This window comes from Ruegeria sp. BA2 (assembly GCF_056539605.1).
This window is the reverse complement of record NZ_JBQFVE010000003.1, coordinates 185,199-202,331: the sequence shown is the minus strand read 5'-3', so window position 1 is coordinate 202,331 and position 17,133 is coordinate 185,199. Positions and strand designations below refer to the sequence as shown.

General features: G+C 57.8%; 19 protein-coding genes. 6 read left to right on the top strand and 13 right to left on the bottom strand.

Annotated features, from left to right (window positions below; translation table 11 throughout):
• Nucleotides 1-136: 136 nt before the first annotated feature.
• On the top strand, nucleotides 137-1,009 hold the full coding sequence (locus ACR0NN_RS08500) for an S-methyl-5'-thioadenosine phosphorylase (RefSeq protein ID WP_170721035.1): 873 nt from the start codon (nucleotides 137-139) through the stop codon (nucleotides 1,007-1,009).
• 2 nt (nucleotides 1,010-1,011) lie between these two features.
• On the opposite strand, the gene ACR0NN_RS08495 is transcribed toward ACR0NN_RS08500, so the two are convergent.
• Nucleotides 1,012-1,869 (bottom strand): alpha/beta hydrolase, encoded by an 858-nt coding sequence (locus tag ACR0NN_RS08495; RefSeq protein WP_480684410.1) that lies wholly within the window; start codon nucleotides 1,867-1,869, stop codon nucleotides 1,012-1,014.
• A gap of 222 nt (nucleotides 1,870-2,091) precedes the next feature.
• On the opposite strand from ACR0NN_RS08495, the gene ACR0NN_RS08490 reads away from it, so the two are divergent.
• On the top strand, nucleotides 2,092-3,102 hold the full coding sequence (locus tag ACR0NN_RS08490; protein ID WP_170721041.1) for a DUF418 domain-containing protein: 1,011 nt from the start codon (nucleotides 2,092-2,094) through the stop codon (nucleotides 3,100-3,102).
• A 58-nt stretch (nucleotides 3,103-3,160) separates the two neighbouring features.
• A complete protein-coding gene (locus ACR0NN_RS08485) occupies nucleotides 3,161-3,790 on the top strand; it encodes a LysE family translocator (protein WP_170721044.1) in 630 nt (209 codons plus the stop codon).
• A 2-nt stretch (nucleotides 3,791-3,792) separates the two neighbouring features.
• Here ACR0NN_RS08485 and ACR0NN_RS08480 read toward each other — a convergent pair whose 3' ends face one another.
• Entirely contained in the window at nucleotides 3,793-3,966 is a 174-nt protein-coding gene (locus ACR0NN_RS08480; RefSeq protein WP_480684407.1) for a hypothetical protein, read from the bottom strand.
• A gap of 322 nt (nucleotides 3,967-4,288) precedes the next feature.
• Between ACR0NN_RS08480 and ACR0NN_RS08475 the strand changes: the two genes are divergently transcribed.
• Both ACR0NN_RS08475 and ACR0NN_RS08470 read left to right on the top strand, forming a co-directional pair.
• Complete coding sequence (locus tag ACR0NN_RS08475) at nucleotides 4,289-4,828, top strand: adenine phosphoribosyltransferase (RefSeq protein WP_170721047.1); 540 nt, start codon at nucleotides 4,289-4,291, stop codon at nucleotides 4,826-4,828.
• Nucleotides 4,829-4,998: 170 nt separating this feature from the next.
• Entirely contained in the window at nucleotides 4,999-5,478 is a 480-nt protein-coding gene (locus ACR0NN_RS08470; protein WP_170721050.1) for a fasciclin domain-containing protein, read from the top strand.
• A 36-nt stretch (nucleotides 5,479-5,514) separates the two neighbouring features.
• Here ACR0NN_RS08470 and ACR0NN_RS08465 read toward each other — a convergent pair whose 3' ends face one another.
• From ACR0NN_RS08465 to coxB, 11 genes are all read right to left on the bottom strand, one after another.
• Entirely contained in the window at nucleotides 5,515-6,930 is a 1,416-nt protein-coding gene (locus ACR0NN_RS08465) for an FAD-binding oxidoreductase (RefSeq protein WP_170721053.1), read from the bottom strand.
• A gap of 38 nt (nucleotides 6,931-6,968) precedes the next feature.
• Nucleotides 6,969-7,787 carry an MBL fold metallo-hydrolase gene (locus tag ACR0NN_RS08460; RefSeq protein WP_170685963.1) on the bottom strand — a complete coding sequence of 273 codons (819 nt, stop codon included), beginning with the start codon at nucleotides 7,785-7,787 and terminating at the stop codon, nucleotides 6,969-6,971.
• A gap of 102 nt (nucleotides 7,788-7,889) precedes the next feature.
• Entirely contained in the window at nucleotides 7,890-8,474 is a 585-nt protein-coding gene (locus ACR0NN_RS08455; protein WP_170685964.1) for a GNAT family N-acetyltransferase, read from the bottom strand.
• Nucleotides 8,474-9,736 (bottom strand): M16 family metallopeptidase, encoded by a 1,263-nt coding sequence (locus tag ACR0NN_RS08450; RefSeq protein ID WP_170721056.1) that lies wholly within the window; start codon nucleotides 9,734-9,736, stop codon nucleotides 8,474-8,476. The genes ACR0NN_RS08455 and ACR0NN_RS08450 overlap by 1 nt, the downstream gene beginning before the upstream one ends.
• Nucleotides 9,733-11,121 (bottom strand): threonine synthase, encoded by a 1,389-nt coding sequence (gene thrC / locus ACR0NN_RS08445; protein WP_170721059.1) that lies wholly within the window; start codon nucleotides 11,119-11,121, stop codon nucleotides 9,733-9,735. Before thrC ends, ACR0NN_RS08450 begins: the two co-directional genes overlap by 4 nt.
• A complete protein-coding gene (locus ACR0NN_RS08440) occupies nucleotides 11,118-11,795 on the bottom strand; it encodes an SURF1 family protein (protein WP_170721062.1) in 678 nt (225 codons plus the stop codon). The genes thrC and ACR0NN_RS08440 overlap by 4 nt, the downstream gene beginning before the upstream one ends.
• A gap of 154 nt (nucleotides 11,796-11,949) precedes the next feature.
• Nucleotides 11,950-12,765, bottom strand: coding sequence for a cytochrome c oxidase subunit 3 (locus tag ACR0NN_RS08435; protein ID WP_170685968.1), 816 nt, complete (start codon nucleotides 12,763-12,765; stop codon nucleotides 11,950-11,952).
• Between the two features lie 22 nt (nucleotides 12,766-12,787).
• Nucleotides 12,788-13,363, bottom strand: a complete 576-nt coding sequence (locus tag ACR0NN_RS08430; RefSeq protein WP_170721064.1) for a cytochrome c oxidase assembly protein — start codon at nucleotides 13,361-13,363, stop codon at nucleotides 12,788-12,790.
• Nucleotides 13,363-13,524 (bottom strand): hypothetical protein, encoded by a 162-nt coding sequence (locus ACR0NN_RS08425; protein WP_170721067.1) that lies wholly within the window; start codon nucleotides 13,522-13,524, stop codon nucleotides 13,363-13,365. Before ACR0NN_RS08425 ends, ACR0NN_RS08430 begins: the two co-directional genes overlap by 1 nt.
• Nucleotides 13,521-14,477, bottom strand: a complete 957-nt coding sequence (gene cyoE, locus ACR0NN_RS08420; protein WP_170721070.1) for a heme o synthase — start codon at nucleotides 14,475-14,477, stop codon at nucleotides 13,521-13,523. Before cyoE ends, ACR0NN_RS08425 begins: the two co-directional genes overlap by 4 nt.
• A 74-nt stretch (nucleotides 14,478-14,551) precedes the next feature.
• Nucleotides 14,552-15,463 (bottom strand): cytochrome c oxidase subunit II, encoded by a 912-nt coding sequence (coxB, locus tag ACR0NN_RS08415; protein WP_170721073.1) that lies wholly within the window; start codon nucleotides 15,461-15,463, stop codon nucleotides 14,552-14,554.
• Nucleotides 15,464-15,639: 176 nt separating this feature from the next.
• Here coxB and tldD point away from each other — a divergent pair, with 176 nt between their 5' ends.
• Complete coding sequence (gene tldD / locus ACR0NN_RS08410) at nucleotides 15,640-17,061, top strand: metalloprotease TldD (RefSeq protein WP_170721076.1); 1,422 nt, start codon at nucleotides 15,640-15,642, stop codon at nucleotides 17,059-17,061.
• Nucleotides 17,062-17,133 lie beyond the last annotated feature (72 nt).

Below are 17,133 nucleotides of genomic sequence, written 5' to 3'. Positions count from 1 at the left end.
ACCGCGCCAGGTGGGACCCTGATATGCGCCTTGCGCATAGCTGGACGCAGATGCACACAAACCGTTGAACCCACTTGTCAAATGGGGCCGTGGCCCGCAGAACTCTTTGAGCAGGAAATTTCAACGGAGAGCACTCGTGACCCAAACAAAAATCGCCGTCATCGGAGGATCGGGCATTTATGACATCGATGGCCTGGAAAATGCCGAGTGGGTCACGGTGGAGACACCATGGGGTGCGCCATCGGATCAAATTCTGACCGGATCGCTGGACGGGATCGAAATGGCGTTTCTGCCACGTCACGGGCGCGGCCACGTGCATTCACCAACCGACGTCCCCTATCGCGCCAATATCGATGCGCTCAAGCGGCTGAAGGTGACAGATGTGATCTCGGTTTCGGCCTGCGGATCGTTCCGCGAACATATGGCACCGGGTGATTTCGTAATCGTGGATCAGTTCATCGACCGGACTTTTGCCCGCGAGAAAAGCTTCTTCGGCACCGGATGCGTTGCCCATGTCAGTGCGGCGCATCCGACCTGTCCGCGCCTGTCGGATGCTTGTGAGACTGCTGGCAAGGCCGCAGGGATCAATATCCACCGCGGCGGCACCTATCTTGCGATGGAAGGGCCGCAGTTTTCATCGCTGGCGGAGTCGAAGATGTATCGCGAGCAATGGGGCTGCGACGTGATCGGAATGACCAACATGCCCGAGGCGAAACTCGCCCGCGAGGCAGAGCTTTGTTACGCCTCCATCGCCATGGTCACCGATTATGACAGCTGGCACCCGGATCATGGTGAGGTCGACGTGACCGCCATCATCGCCACCCTCACCGGAAACGCCGAAAAGGGCCGCGCGCTCGTCAAAGGTCTGCCTGCTTTGCTGGGGACCGAGCGGGCGCCCTGCCCGCATGGCTGCGACCGCGCACTGGAATATGCCATTCTGACCGCACCTGAAAAACGCGACCCGGCCTTGTTGGCCAAGCTGGATGCAGTGGCTGGGCGGGTGATTTAACCTCAGTTCTGCGTCAAGTTCTTTTGCACCTCGTCCCACAGACCGTGCGACCACAGGTCGTTATGGGTGCCGTCCGGGATCACATAAAGCTGTGCGGCCTCAGACATCTTAGCCAAAGCCTGCCCATGGTGCAGAGGGATAGTTTCATCTTCGGTTCCGTGAAAAATCAATGTCGGCACCGTGATTTGTTTGATCAGGTCACGGGTCGCAAACTGGTCTTTCATCAGGGCGGAGACGGGCAGAAACGGATAACGTTCGGCCGCGACATCGACGGTTGCGGTAAAGGGGGCCTCTAGCACCAGAAGTTCCGCGCTGGGGCGTTCGGCGGCTACTGCGGCGGCGATGCCGGTGCCAAGGCTCTGACCGTGCAGAACGACGGGTTCACCCTCTCCTGCCAGTCTGTCAAAAAGTTGCACTCCATCCGAAATAAGCGCCAGTTCCGATGGCTCACCTTCGCTGCCCGGAAAACCGCGATAGCTGGGGGCAAGTAGCCCGTGGCCCGAGTTGAGGATTTCGCGCAACCGGTCCGCGCGGTCACCCAGATTACCGCTTTGTCCATGAAAGAACAGCACCGTCGGCGCATCCGGTGTCGCAGCGGGCGCGGTCCAGACCGTCAGGACTGTACCGTCGGTCATCGGTATTTGCAGTGCATCAACATCTGCCAGCCCGACGCTGGCCGGATCGGGCAAATCGCCTTCGGGTTTATACAGTAGGGATTGCTGGTTGATGAACATGTAACCGACAATGCCTGCATAAATGATCGCCCCAGCCAACAAGAGACCGACCAGGATGCTTTTTACGCGTTCGACACCAGAACGGCCGATATCTGCATTCGCATTTGCGTGTTGGGTCTGAACCATTGCGCCCTCCTGTTGTCACATTGCGAGTGTGGGAAGTCTTGGCCGTGATTCAAGACACATAAGCCAAGCTTCATTCAATCTTTAACCTGTTACCGCAATGCCAGATCGCGCAGCATTCGGGCCCACAGATGGTTGAAAAGCACCAACACCTTGCCATGTTGGCGCTGATTAACAGCGGCGGGGCAACACCTTAGCCCGTTCGCAATTCGGATGAGAGGCCCAATGAAACGATTGGACGCGCTGGACGCTACCCGCTTTTTGGCCTTTTGCGGCATGGTTCTGGTTAATTTCCGCATCGCGGCCGAGGTTGCGCCAGGTACGGATTGGGCCACAGTCCTAGTTGATGCGCTGGAAGGGCGCGCGGCGGCTTTGTTTGTTGTTTTGGCCGGAATTGGTATCGGATTGTCACGCATCTCAGCCGGATTGCTGCTGCGCCGGGCGGCGTTTCTGTTTGTGATCGGCCTGATCAACATGACCATATTTGACGCCGATATACTGCATTTCTATGCGCTTTACTTCGTGGTTGGGGCCGCGTTTCTGAAAACACCGGCGCGCGGATTGTGGTTGGGTGCGCTGGGTATTCTGATCCTCTCGGTGATCGCCCATTTGTTTTTCAATTATGATCAAGGCTGGGATTGGGATGCGCTGGTTTATACCGATCTCTGGACCCTGCCAGGATTTCTACGCAATACGCTGTTCAATGGTTGGCATCCGGTCCTGCCCTGGGCGGCTTTCCTGCTGATCGGTATGGCAATCGGACGATCTGAGCTTCACACACTTTGCGTTCAGCACCGTTTGATCATGTGGGGATTTGGCGCGGCGGTGCTGGCGATACTTCCGCACATGATGACTTCGGACCCAGAGTTGGTGGCTTATCTGGGAACCGAGTCGATCCCTCCGGGGCCGTTTTACATTATGGCTGGAACTGGGACCGCGTGCGTAGTGATCGGATTGCTGCTGAAACTGTGGCCCACAATTGAGCGCAGCAGGATTGCGCCGGTTCTGACCGCGCCAGGACGCCAGAGCCTGACGCTGTACATGGCGCATATCCTGATTGGCATGGGGCTTTTGGAAGAACTTGGATTGCTCAATGGGTCGCTGAGCGCGTCACAGATTGTTCTGTACGCGCTATTGTTCTGCGCGCTGTCTTCCGTATTCGCCCTGCTTTGGTTCCGCAAATTCAAGCGCGGACCGTTAGAGTACGTGATGCGCCGCGTGACTGAACGCACATAGGCTTGACCTCGCCGTTTTTGCGAGGCTTGGTGTGGGAAACGTATCAATAGGAACTCCCATGTCGCTTGAACTCTGGCTGGCCTTTGTGGCCGCATCGACCGCTCTGCTGCTGATCCCTGGGCCAACCGTGCTGCTGGTGCTGAGCTATGCGCTGTCGAAAGGGCGCAGCGTAGCGGTTGCCTCGGCCACCGGAGTTGCTTTGGGGGATCTGGTAGCGATGACCGCATCGCTGCTGGGTTTGGGCGCGCTGGTGCTCGCCTCAGCGACGCTGTTCACCGTACTGAAATGGGTGGGCGCAGTGTATCTGGTGTGGCTGGGTATAAAGCTGCTGCGCAGCGCCCCCTCGGGTGGTTTGCAAGCCATTGAGACCGAACGAAATGTCACAGCGCGCGGCGTCTTTGCCCATGCTGCTGCGGTCACGGCGCTGAACCCGAAATCCATCGCGTTCTTCATCGCTTTCGTACCGCAGTTCATACGCCCGGCAGAGCCGCTGGGTCCGCAATTCGTGATCCTGATTGCCACATTCGTTGGCCTCGCCGGGCTGAACGCATTGGCCTATGCGCTGCTCGCCGACAGGCTGCGCCGCATGATCGGACGCGCAAGCGTCATTACAGCCATAACGCGGTTTGGCGGGCTGACCCTCATTGGAATGGGCGTTGCCACAGCGATCTTGCGCCGCCCGGCCTGAGGTCAGCTTTCGGCATTTTCTTTCATGAAACCCCGGATGAACCGGCGGATTTCTCGCGCGGCGGACGTGTCCAGCTCCTTGCACAGCTCGACAAACGCATCGCGTTCATCCTTGTCGAGGCGCAGCACCAACTGACTGTTTTTCTTTGTGGATTTCTTCACGTCTTTCTTAGCCACGCGACCTGACCCCATTCAATCTTGATTCATATCGCGATGCATTGTATATACATAGGATATAAGTTGTAGATATCGGGCACATAACAACAAAAGAGAGATTAAAGCAATGAACCTTCATGTCGCGCAGGCCTTTTTACTTCGAGATCAACGCAATTGGCGTAAACCGCACCTTTCGTGGTTGCCGAACGCTTTGTATCGTTACTATGGCCTGCCCAACGCCATCAGCCGTCGCCGCAAATAGCCGCAAGGGCCAGAGTTTTCTTGCATGACCCACCCTGATGGGCCAAACACCCCCGCGTGTTTGATGCCAAAGGGGTGGCCCATGTCCAGAAACAAAACGGTCAAGGATTACATTCGGACCATCGTCGATTTCCCGCATGAGGGGATCATGTTCCGCGATGTGACAACGCTGTTTGCCGACCCGCGCGGCTTTCGTATGGCAATTGACCAGATGCTGCACCCCTATGCGGGTGAACGGATCGACAAGGTCGTGGGCCTTGAGGCGCGCGGTTTTATTCTGGGTGGCGCCATTGCCCACCAACTGAGCGTTGGTTTCGTACCGATCCGCAAGAAGGGCAAACTGCCCGGTACCACGATCAGCCAAGACTATAAGCTGGAATATGGCGAGGCCATCGTTGAGATTCACGATGATGCGATACAGCCGGGCGAAAAGATCCTGGTGGTTGATGATCTGCTGGCGACCGGCGGCACAGCAGCCGCTGGCATCAAACTGATCGAACGGTTGGGCGGCCAGATCATTTCCTGCGCCTTCATCATCGATCTGCCAGAGCTGGGTGGTCGCAAGGCGTTGGAAGATATGGGCATGGATGTGCACGTGTTGTGCGAGTTTGAGGGGCTCTGAACGACGCATATTTCACAAATTTGTGATTGGATGTCGTGCAATGCACCAGCTTAGCGCGGGGCTTGCCGATGTCCAGTAACAGCGAGCCTGAATATCTGTGATCTCATAGCAATTTGGAAGCGTAACCGGGGTGATGCCGCTTAGGGCATTCTCAACAAGGGAAGCTTATCATGTTGCGCAAAATCGCTGTTGCCGGAGTCGCAAGTATTCTGTTCACCACCTCTGCCATCGCGGGCGGCAAGAAAGACATCGTCGCTACCGCCGTTGGTGCGGGTAGTTTTGAGACGCTTGTTGCTGCCGTTCAGGCCGCCGAATTGGTTGACACCTTGAAAGGTGACGGCCCTTTCACAGTCTTCGCCCCAACAGATGAGGCATTTGCAGCCCTGCCAGAAGGTACAGTGGAGAACCTGCTGAAACCCGAGAACAAGGATCAGTTGGTCGCGATCCTGACCTATCACGTGGTGCCGGGCAAGGTGATGTCAGGCGATCTGTCGGACGACATGACTACCGCCACAGTTCAGGGCGGTAACATCACCGTTGATCTGGATAATGGCGTGATGATCAACGACGCCAGTGTCGTGCAGGCCGATATTGAGGCCGAGAACGGCGTGATTCATGTGATTGACAAGGTGATCCTGCCTGCATCGTAAAACTATGGCGCGATCCGGTCTCAACCCGGGTCGCGCTTACTGTCGCAAGACCGCACCAGGGTTCATAATCCCATTCGGATCAAGCGCGGCCTTGATGGCGCGCATTGCCTGCAGCCTGACCGGGTCACCGTATGTTTCAAGGTCGCTTGCCTTGAGCCGCCCGATACCGTGTTCCGCGCTGACCGAGCCTCCAAACTCGTGCACGAGATCATGCACAGCACTCTGAACCGCGCTGCGTTGCGCAATAAATTCTGCTTTGTCGTGTCCGGCGGGGGGGAACACGTTATAGTGCAGATTGCCGTCCCCAAGGTGCCCAAAACAGTTGATCCTGAATGGCCCTTGTTCCGCCACCACATCCGCTCCGCGCTGAATGAATTCGGGAATGCGCGAGATCGGGATCGAGATATCATGGCTTGAGACAGAACCAATAAGCCGGTTCGCCTCGGGGATCTGTTCGCGCACGGCCCAAAGCTCGGCCCTCTGGGCTTCGCTCTGAGCAATAACTGCGTCACTTACCAAACCACGTTCATCAGCAGCAACATAGATCACCTCAAGCGTGTCCGAAGGGTCTTGCCCAGCAGACAGACCCAACTCGATCAAGACACTCCATTCCGGCTTCGTCGCAAAGGGTTGCCGGATATCGGGCAATACTTCGGTCAGGAACTCAAGACCTTGCCGATGGATCAGCTCAAATGTGCTGACCGCCTCGCCCACCTGATCGCGCGCCAGCGACAAGAGATCGATGGCCGCCTCGGGTGAGGTAACTTCCAACATCGCGGTCCCAACCCCTTTGGGCCTTGGAAACAGCTTTAACGCAGCTGCCGTAATGATCCCCAGAGTTCCTTCGGACCCGATCATCAGATTGCGCAGGTCATATCCGGTATTGTCCTTTCGCAACCGGCTGAGCCCGTGCCATACCTCACCGTTCGGCAGAACCACCTCAAGCCCCAGGCACAGATCGCGCGCATTGCCATAGCGCAGCACATTCACGCCACCTGCATTGGTGGCCAGATTGCCCCCGATCCGGCAGGACCCCTGCGCCGCCAGCGACAAGGGAAATAGACGATCGGCCTCTTCGGCTGCGGCCTGTACGTCGGCCAGAATAGCACCGGCTTCAGCCACCAGAATATTCTCGGCCGGATAAATCGCACGGATAGCCGTCATTCGCTCAAGCGATAGGATCAGCGGCGTCGGCCCATCCGGGGCGACCTGACCGCCGACCAGCCCCGTGCCGCCGCCATAGGGGATGACGGGCACACTCGCTTGATCAGCCAGCCGTACAAGCGTGGCAACCTCTTCCACGGTCCGAGGCAAAGCCAACACCCCGGCTTGTCCCACATACCGCTGACGGGGCTCTTCAAGATAACGGTCTGCAATCGGACGCAAGACATCCTTACCCAACTGGGCGTGGATAGCTTCAACAAGGCGGTCATCGGCAGGGTTCAATCTCATGGCTCTTCCCTGCCAAAGGCGGCGGGCTGCGGCAAGCCCTATTCCTGCTCAATCAGGTACTGAGGCTCCAACACGACAACCGTCGGTCGATCAGGCAGCGTGCGCAATGAGACGACGATTTCGGAAACACCCTGCCGCTCCACCGGAAATTCGTCGCGGATGTCCACCAGAAACCTCTGCAGCGAGAAATCCGAGAACCAGTGCATCGGGATGATGACCGAGCTTTTCAGCCGTTTCAAAACCGCGATCATCTCGGGCAATGGCATTGTCGTGCCCCCATCCACCGCCGCCATAACCACATCAAGCCGCCCAAGGGCCGCAAACTGTTCATCCGATGGGATATGATGCAGATGCCCGAGGTGGCCGATACACAAGCCTTCAATCTCAAACACAAAGATCGAGTTTCCGCGTTCCTCGACGCCACCGTAGATCGATCGAATATCCGTCGACACATTGCGTACCAGCATTTCGCCAAGATCGAGATGATGATCTATGCCTTGGCCAAACTCGCCCCACCCCGGCAGCACATATGGGATGGCAGGATCGGGATGGGCTGTCCAATGGGTGCTGTGGGCATGGTTCATCGTGACCACATCAGGGATCAGATCGGCACCGCCGATGAAACCGGTGAAATCAGTCACCGCGTTCAAGCCACCCTGTGTCTGGATCAGAAACGAAGCATGTGCGACATAGCTTATCCGAACCGAAAATTCAGGAACCGGATCCTGCCACGCCGCCTTGTGTAAATACTCAATCCCCGGCGCTGCATCCGCAATCGCGATGCAATGGCTTGGCCGCCGCTCTTGCGCCAACGCCCCGCTTGAGATCAAAATCAGTCCCGCAACAATCCACCGCATGAGGGGAGTGTAGCGCAGAACGCCAACAAGTCATGCCCCTTGTTCATCTGGCCAGAAATATCCCGGGGGAGTCGCGGCTTGCCGCGGCGGGGGCAGAGCCCCCTAGCCCGCGTCGGTCTTGCCGCGTCGATCCGATCTTAAGCTTGCATAGAGAACATGCGTCCGCCAGCGCCCGTTAATCTGAAGATAAGACTGCGCCACGCCTTCGTATTTGAAGCCCGAGCTTTCCAGCAACCCGCGCGAGGCTTTGTTTTCTGGCAAACAGGCAGCCTCGATCCGGCTTAGATCAAGCCGGGTAAAGGCGTGATGCACCACTGCCCCAATTGCTTCGCGCATGAAACCCTGACGGGCATAGGCCTGGCCCGTCCAATAGCCCAGCGTTCCTGCTTGAGCCGGGCCACGCCGTATATTGTCCAGCGTGATCGCCCCCAGCAGCACATTATCCGTACGGCGAAACAGAAAAAGCGGGATCGCCGTACCGCTCGCGACTGAGCGCTGCGCCCAGTACACCCGGTTGGTGAATGACTTGCGGCTCAGGTGATCCTTGGCCCAGATCGGCTCCCACGGGGTTAGGTATTCTTTTGAGGCACGCCGTAGGGCTGCCCAGTCGTTAAAGTCAGAATGGATCGGCGGGCGCAGGCTCAGGCGCTCGGTTTCGAGTTTCAGCTTGCGTCTGCCTAACAGCATCACGCCGCACGCCTCTCCTGCAGGTCAGCCAGTGACGGTGCACCCGAGACCGGGCCATAAAGCGCCAGCGCGGCCGGGGCTTTCACCGCCATGTCCTCGGCAAAAGCTCGGACATCCTCGGTGCTGACCGCATCAATCTTGGCAACGGTATCTTCAAGTGAGGGTACCCGGCCCCAAATCTGCACCAGCCGGGCCAAACGTTCGGCCCGGTTCGACGGGCTTTCCAGTCCCATCAGCATCCCGGCCTTCATCTGGGCACGCGCACGCGCAACCTCTTCGGCGCTCATGTCATCAGCCGCGCGCTTCATCTCATCGATCGTAATCCCTGCCAGTTCCGCGACCTGATCGGCGGAAGTTCCGGCATAGATCGTGGTTGTACCTGTATCCGCATAAGCGCCGGTCTGGGCAAAGATCGTATAGCAGAGCCCGCGCGTCTCGCGGACCTCCTGAAACAGGCGCGAGGACATGCCGCCGCCCAAAGCGGTGGAATAAATCTGCGCCGTATAAATCGCATCATCGCGATAACCGGGGCTTTCCAGCGCCAGTGCGAAATGCGCTTGCTCCAACTCTTTCTCTTGCCGCGCCTCTCCGCCGGTGAACCGCGCCGCCTCAGGGATTAGTCCCGTGCGCGGTTTCAGGTGGCCGAACATCTTTTCGGCCAGTTTCATCAGCGCGTCATGATCTACGGCTCCTGCGGCAGACAGGATCATCTGCTCTGGCCCGTAATGTTCCGCCACGAAACCCGACAGATCGTCACGCGAAAATGCGCTGACCCGTTCGGACGGCCCCAGAATGGTCCGGCCCAAGGGTTGATCGTGATAGCTCTGCTCTTGCAGCCAATCGAAAATCACATCGTCGGGCGTATCATAGGCCTGGCCGATTTCCTGCAGGATCACGCCACGCTCAACCTCGATCTCACGCGGATCAAATACCGGGTTCAGAACGATATCGCCAATGACATCCATCGCCAGCGCCACATCGTCTTTCAGCACCCGCGCGTAATAGGCCGTCACCTCGCGCGACGTATAGGCGTTGATATAGCCACCAACATCCTCGATCGCCTCGGCGATCCGCAGCGCGGAACGGCGCTCGGTTCCCTTGAACGCCATATGCTCAAGGAAATGTGCGATGCCGTTCTGTTCGATCCGCTCATGCCGCCCACCGGCGGTTACCCAGATGCCTATCGAGGCTGATTGCAGCCCAGGCATATTTTCACTGACGATACGAAATCCGTTCTTCAGTTGGTCTTGTCTGACAGTCACTCAGCGATATGCCTTCTGATATGATCCTCAAGGGCACCCAGATCATTGGCGATGCGGGTCACCCGTTCCGGACGTTCATACAGATCAGACATGCGGGATGGAAGAGGCGGATGTTCGCCGCTTGCCTTCTCGACCGCCGCAGGGAATTTCGCCGGATGTGCGGTGGCCAGAGTGATCATCGGAACGTCGGCGGTGCGATGCTCTTCGGCGACCTTGATACCGACGGCAGTGTGCGGACAAACCAGTTCGGCACTATGGGCCAGCGTTTGCTTGATCGTCTCTAGCGTTTCATCCTCGGACACACGACCCGAGTCGAAGCTTTCCAGCAGCGCTTCCATCGCGCCTTGGCTGACGTTGAAGCCGCCGGTCTTCAGCTCATCCATCAGCTGCGCGACGGCGCTGCCGTCCTCGCCATAGGCATAGTACAGCGCGCGTTCAAAGTTCGAGCTGACCTGAATATCCATCGACGGGCTGATCGATGGGATAGTTTCGCCCTTGAAATACCCTTCACCCGACAAGCACCGATGCAGGATGTCGTTCTGGTTCGTCGCCACAACCAGCCGATCAATCGGCAAGCCCATGCGTTTGGCCAGATAGCCCGCGAAGATGTCACCGAAATTGCCTGTTGGCACCGTGAAGCTTACCTTGCGATGTGGCGCGCCAAGGCTGACGGCGGCAGAGAAGTAATAGACGATCTGCGCCAGAACGCGCGCGAAGTTGATCGAGTTCACACCGGCCAGTTTCACACCATCACGGAAGTCGAAATCGTTGAACATATCCTTCAGCGCGGCCTGGCAATCGTCGAAATCTCCGTCAACAGCCAGCGCATGCACGTTACTGTCCACTGGCGTCGTCATTTGGCGGCGCTGCACCTCGGACACGCGGCCATGGGGGAACAGTATGAACACGTCCACCGCGTCCAGCCCCCGAAACGCCTCGATCGCGGCTGATCCCGTATCACCGCTGGTCGCGCCAACAATGGTCACGCGATCATTGCGCCGTTTCAGAGCCACCTGGAACAGTTGGCCAATCAGCTGCATCGCAAAGTCTTTGAAGGCCAAAGTGGGGCCGTGGAACAGCTCCAACAAGAAGTGATTTTCGTTCAGTTGCTTTAGCGGCGCGCGGGCGTCATGGCCAAAGCCTGCATAAGCGCGGGCGATGATTTCTTTGAACTCATCCTCGGCGAAAGAGCCGCTGACATAAGGCCACATCACGCGAAACGCGATCTCTTCATAGGGCAAACCGGCCAGCGCAGCGATCTCATCCTGCGTCATCACCGGGATCTCGGCGGGGAGGTACAAGCCACCATCACGGGCCAGCCCGGTCAGCATAGCCTCTTCAAACGTCAGTTCGGGCGCCTGCCCGCGGGTCGAGATGTATTTCATTGCTCTTCACTTTCAGACGGGGCGCGATTGCGCCACAGGAAGTACCCGGTCATCGCGGCCCAGACCAGAGCCAGACCAAACCAGGTGATTGCGTATTGCAGGTGATCATTGGGAATGCCCGCCGTGTCTACAGGCAGGGGTGTCACATTCGGATCGGTTTCGGACCGGGCAATCAGTAACACGGGCTCGGCCCCCAGTGCCGCCGCCAGTTCAGGAACATCCCGCGCGAACCAAATGTTGGCGTCGATATCGGGCTCTGGCGTGTAGCTATCGATCTCATCCGGCCAGTGCAGATTTCCGGTGATCTCCATGGGGCCGGTCTGGCGTTCGGTTTGCTTCGCCGTTGTAGGCACAAATCCGCGATCCACTAGAATGGTTCGGCCTTCAGTGTTGAAGGGCTGAATGATCCGATACCCTGCCCCAACCTGCTTGACCGAGACCAGAACGTGGATTTCGCCTGGCTCCATCTCACCTGAGATGGTCACGGGCAGGTATTTGTCTTCGTCTTCGGAAACTTGCTGCGGCAAGGAAACCGGGGCTGCTGAGATGCGGTCTTCGATCTCGGCCAGCACATCCTGCTTCCAGCCTAGTCGTTGCACCTGCCAGATGCCAAGCGACAGCAGCACGCCCAGACCGGCGAGGCCGAAGATCAGCAGAAACAAAATGCGGCGCATGGCGGGATCAAACCTAATTGCGGAAATCGGCGTCTTGTTAAGGGGCGCGTGCACCGAAATGCAACCACGCAATTGTACGGGGCGCAATCTTGCGCCCCAGATAGAGAAAAAGCCGCCCCATGGGGCGGCTTTTGCAATTGGATCACGTTCTGTCTCAGAACAGTGGAGCTTGGCCCCAGATGTAAACGGCAAAGAACAGGAACAGCCAGACAACGTCGACGAAGTGCCAGTACCAGGCCGCAGCCTCAAAGCCCACGTGTTTCTCGGGTGTGAAATCCCCTTTGAGCGCTCGGATCAGGCAGACCGAAAGGAAGATCGTACCGATGATCACATGCGCACCGTGGAAACCGGTTGCCATGAAGAAATTCGAGTAGAACTGGTCGCCACCGAATTCCCAGCCCTCATGCGCCAGCAGTTCGTAATATTCGAACGCCTGCAGCGCCGTAAAGGCGATGCCAAGGACGATGCCGATGGCCAAACCGTTGATCAGCGCTTTGCGATCATTGTCATGCACCAGCGCGTGGTGCGCCCAAGTGATCGCACAGCCAGAAAGCAGCAGCACCAGCGTGTTGATCAGCGGCAGGTGGAACGGGTCAACCGCGTGGATATCCGGTTGGATGTACTCGGTGCCGGCATAGTCGTACATCGGATACATGCGATGTTTGAAGAACGACCAGAACCAGGCGAAGAAGAACATCACCTCGGACATTACGAACAGGATAAAGCCATAGCGCAGGCCAATACGCACGACTGGCGTATGATCGCCCTGACGGCTTTCAACCACAACTTCGGACCACCAGGCGAACATGGTGTACAGAACACCGACCATACCCATCCAGAAGATCCACGGGGTGACCCCGTGCATCCACAGAACGGCCCCAAACAGCATCACAAAGCCAGAGACCGCGCCGACCAGTGGCCAGATCGACGGGTTCAGAATGTGATAATCATGGTCTTTTGCGTGTGCCATCAGCGTCCCTCACCTACAGGCGTTAGTTCTTGTTTGTTTCTGCCTGCACGTCCAGGGCGGCATAGCCCTCGGGCAGGTCAATTTCATAGAATGTATACGACAGAGTGATCGTATGCACATACTTGGCTTCCAGATCTTCGACCATCTCCGGGTCAACGAAGAACGTCACCGGCATCTCAACCCGCTCACCGGGCTGCAGAACCTGCTCTTCAAAGCAGAAACAGGCGATTTTCTGGAAATATCCACCAGCCGAATACGGCGCCACGTTATAGGACGCTTGTCCTGCAATCGGGCGATCGGTTGGGTTGTAAGCTTCATAGAAGGCCAGACCGGTCTCACCGATGCGAACTTCCATCTCGCGCTCGACCGGCTTGAAATCCCACCCCATGCCTTTGGCTTTCGAAGCATCAAAGCGCACTGTGATGGTCCGATCTAGAATCTCATCGGGGGCGGCTTCGGCCACGCCAGTTGTGCCGCCAAATCCCGTGACCCGGCAGAACCAGTCATAAAAAGGCACAGCCGCCCATGCGAGGCTGCCCATCAAAATGACAACGCCCACGGTCTGGACGACCGTTTTCTGAGGACCCGTAAGCGCCATCAGTTCTGCACCTCTTGCGTCGCCATGTTGAAATCGGTTCCCGATACTTTGACGACGGTCAGGCCGAAAATGATTACGATAAACGCAGCCAGAGTAAGACCGACACCAAGGTTGCGGCTGAAGCGGCGTTGATGCAGTTCATGGCTTTTGCGCAGGCTCATGACCAGCCTCCCAAACCATAGGGTTTCAGCAGAGCCTCGGCCAGAATCGCGCCAAAATGCAGGAAGAGGTACAGGAGCGACAGTTTGAAAAAGCTCCGCTCGACCTTGAAATTGTCAGCCTCTGAATCGTCTTCGGTCCGGCGTGAAATCTTCCACGCGCCCCGCAGGAACAATCCGTTCAGAACCAGCGCAACAACCAGATAGATCGGACCGCCGATATCCGAGAACGCAGTACCCACGGCCAGCAGAGCCAGCAGTGCAGTATAAACCAGAATGTGCCAGCGCGTTGCCCGACGACCGTGTGTGACGGTCAGCATGGGCACGCCCGCATCGTCGTAGTCCGAGCGCATGAACAGAGCCAGCGCCCAGAAGTGAGGTGGGGTCCACATGAAGGTCAGCGCGAACATCAGCCATGGCTCGATCGACATCGTCCCCGTAGCCGCAACCCAGCCGATGACAGGTGGGAACGCCCCGGCAGCCCCGCCAATCACGATGTTCTGCGGTGTCGAGCGCTTCAGCCACATCGTGTAGACAACGACATAGAAAAATATGGTGAAGGCCAGAAACGCCCCGGCGAACCAATTGGTGGCAAGCCCAAGCATGATCACCGACAGACCGGACAGCGCCAGCCCCAATGCCAGTGCCTCACCCTCTTCAACCTTGCCGGACGGGATCGGACGCCCCTTGGTACGCTTCATCACACGGTCGATATCCGCATCCCACCACATGTTCAGGGCACCGGATGCCCCACCGCCGATTGCAATGAACAGGATGGCGCAGAAGCCGACAAAGGGATGTACGGGGACAGGAGCTGCAAGCAAGCCAACCAAAGCCGTGAAAACGACCAGCGACATCACGCGCGGCTTCAGCAGGGCGAAGTAATCGCCAAAGCTGGCCTCGTCCGCGCGGGTCTGCGCGGAAACGGTGCTGGCATTGAAGCTTGCGTCGCTCATCTTTGGTCCTTTTCGGGGCAAAAGCTGCGCGATACCCGCGCAGCCCGCATGTGTTTACCTAGGCCGAGAACGGCTTAGTTCGAGGCCACCTGATAGGTTGCAGGCTGACCTGCATATTCTTCCAGAGCGCCCTGCAGCCACTGCTCATAGGCTTCTTCGCTGACCACTTTGACGGTGATCGGCATATAAGCGTGGTCCTTGCCACACAGTTCCGAGCACTGGCCGAAATAGACGCCTTCCTTTTCGGCTTCGAACCACAGCTCGGCCAAACGGCCGGGCACGCCGTCCTGCTTCACGCCGAACGAAGGAATGGTCCAGGAGTGGATCACGTCAGATGCGGTAACTTGCATCACGATGACTTTTCCAACCGGAACAACTACGGCGGTGTCAGTGGCCAGCAGCCATTCATCTTCGCTATAGCCCGCGTCAGCCAGCTTGGCACGCATCGCATCGTCCAGAACAAACGGCGTGACATCGGCATCAGCCGGGCGCGTGCCCTCGTCCAAGGTGGCGGGGTGGCCTAGCAGATAGCTGTCAAAGGCAAAGTCGTGATCGACATATTCGTATGTCCAGTACCATTGGTTGCCGACAACTTTGATCGTGATATCGCCTTCGGGAATTTCCTGCTGATTGAACAGCACCGGCAGCGAGAATGCCCCGATGAAGACCAGAATCAGGATCGGGCCCAAAGTCCACGCAATTTCAACTGGAGTATAATGCGAGAATCGCGCCGGCGTCGGATTGGCGCGCTGATTGTAGCGTACGATGCAATAGACCAGCAGACCGGCGACCAGCAGACAGATCACTGTGATGATCACCAGAATCATGTTGTCCAGGCGTTGAATCCCATCTGCAAGCTCAGTCGCCGCGGGCTGAAAGCCAACACCACCGGGAACCGGCTTGCCAATAATCTCAAGCTCCTGAGCCATGGCGGGAAGGCTGGAGAGGGCCGTAGCAAGCCCGGAAAGCATCAAAGCATTCTTCATTTTCTGTCCTGATCGTTTGATCTTTGCGTCTCTGGCGAAAAGGTGTGAATCGGTCGCACCTCTCCCGTTGTCTTTGGCCGCGTTAAAAACCATATTCCGTCGGGTAGATAAAGCAAAATGCTTGCGTCAAACAGACGCTATTTTTGATCTGGATCAAACCCGAAAGGTCACGACCTATGACTCAAGCCCCGTTTCGCCCCTTTGAAAGCGTTCTTCCCAAGGACGAAGCGCTTGCCGTGCTGCAGGCTGCAACCAATGGCGCCGAGGACGGAGAGCTGTTTGTCGAGCGGCGAAAATCCGAGTCACTGGTATTCGATGACGGGCGTCTGCGTACGGCTTCTTACGATGCCTCCGAGGGATTCGGTTTGCGCGCGGTTCAAGGTGAAGTGGCCGGGTATGCCCATTCAACGGATGTTTCGATTCCCTCTTTGAAACGCGCCGCCGAAACCGCTCGGCTGGCTGTGGGCGACGGCGGCGGGGTGCTGGCCGGGCCACCGCAGGCCACCAACACGCGGCTATATACGGATGAAGACCCAATCGAATCCGCCAGTTTCCCGGTCAAGATTGAAACTCTGCGCGAGATAGATGCCTTTGCCCGTGACCTCGACCCTCGGGTTGTGCAGGTCAGCGCCACAATCGCCGCAGCCGTACAAGAGGTCGAAATTCTGCGCCCTGATGGTGTGCAGGTGCGCGATGTACGCCCGATGACACGCCTGAATATTTCGGTCATCGTCGAGCAGAACGGGCGGCGCGAAAGCGGATCAGCCGGAGGCGGAGGCCGCGTGGGGCTGGACGGGTTGATAGACCCCGCCGATTGGCAGGACAAGGCGCGCGAGGCGCTACGGATTGCGCTGGTCAATCTGGATGCCATCCCTGCCCCTGCGGGCGTGATGGAAGTTGCACTAGGTCCGGGATGGCCAGGAATTCTTCTGCACGAGGCTATTGGCCACGGGCTTGAAGGTGATTTCAACCGCAAAGGAAGCTCGGCATTTGCGGGGCTGATGGGGCAGCAGATCGCCTCGAAAGGTGTGACAGTTGTGGATGACGGCACGATTGCAGATCGTCGCGGCTCGATTTCGGTAGATGACGAAGGAACGCCCAGTTCGCGCACCGTTTTGATCGAGGATGGCGTCCTCACCGGCTATATGCAGGACCGTCAGAATGCGCGGCTGATGGGTGTTGCGCCCACCGGGAACGGACGCAGGCAGAGCTATGCTCATAAGCCAATGCCGCGCATGACCAATACGATCATGCTGGGGGGTGAGGCCGACCCGGCCTCGCTGGTCGCCGATATCAAAGACGGTATCTGGGCTGTGGGTTTCGGCGGTGGTCAAGTCGATATCACCAACGGCAAATTCGTATTCTCCTGCACCGAGGCCTATAGGGTTGTGAACGGCGCGATCGGCGCACCCGTCAAAGGCGCGACGCTGATCGGAGATGGCCCGTCGGCGCTGAAGCGCATCCGGGGGTTGGGCAATGACATGGCGCTGGATCCAGGCATGGGCACTTGCGGCAAGGACGGTCAGTGGGTGCCAGTGGGCGTAGGTCAACCTACCGTTTTGATGGATGGGCTAACTGTTGGTGGTTCTGCCACTTGAGTCGCCCCGCTAGGAAAAAGCAGGTGCACAAAGTTAACAATGCACCCTTCAGGTGGTGCCGATTGCTCGACT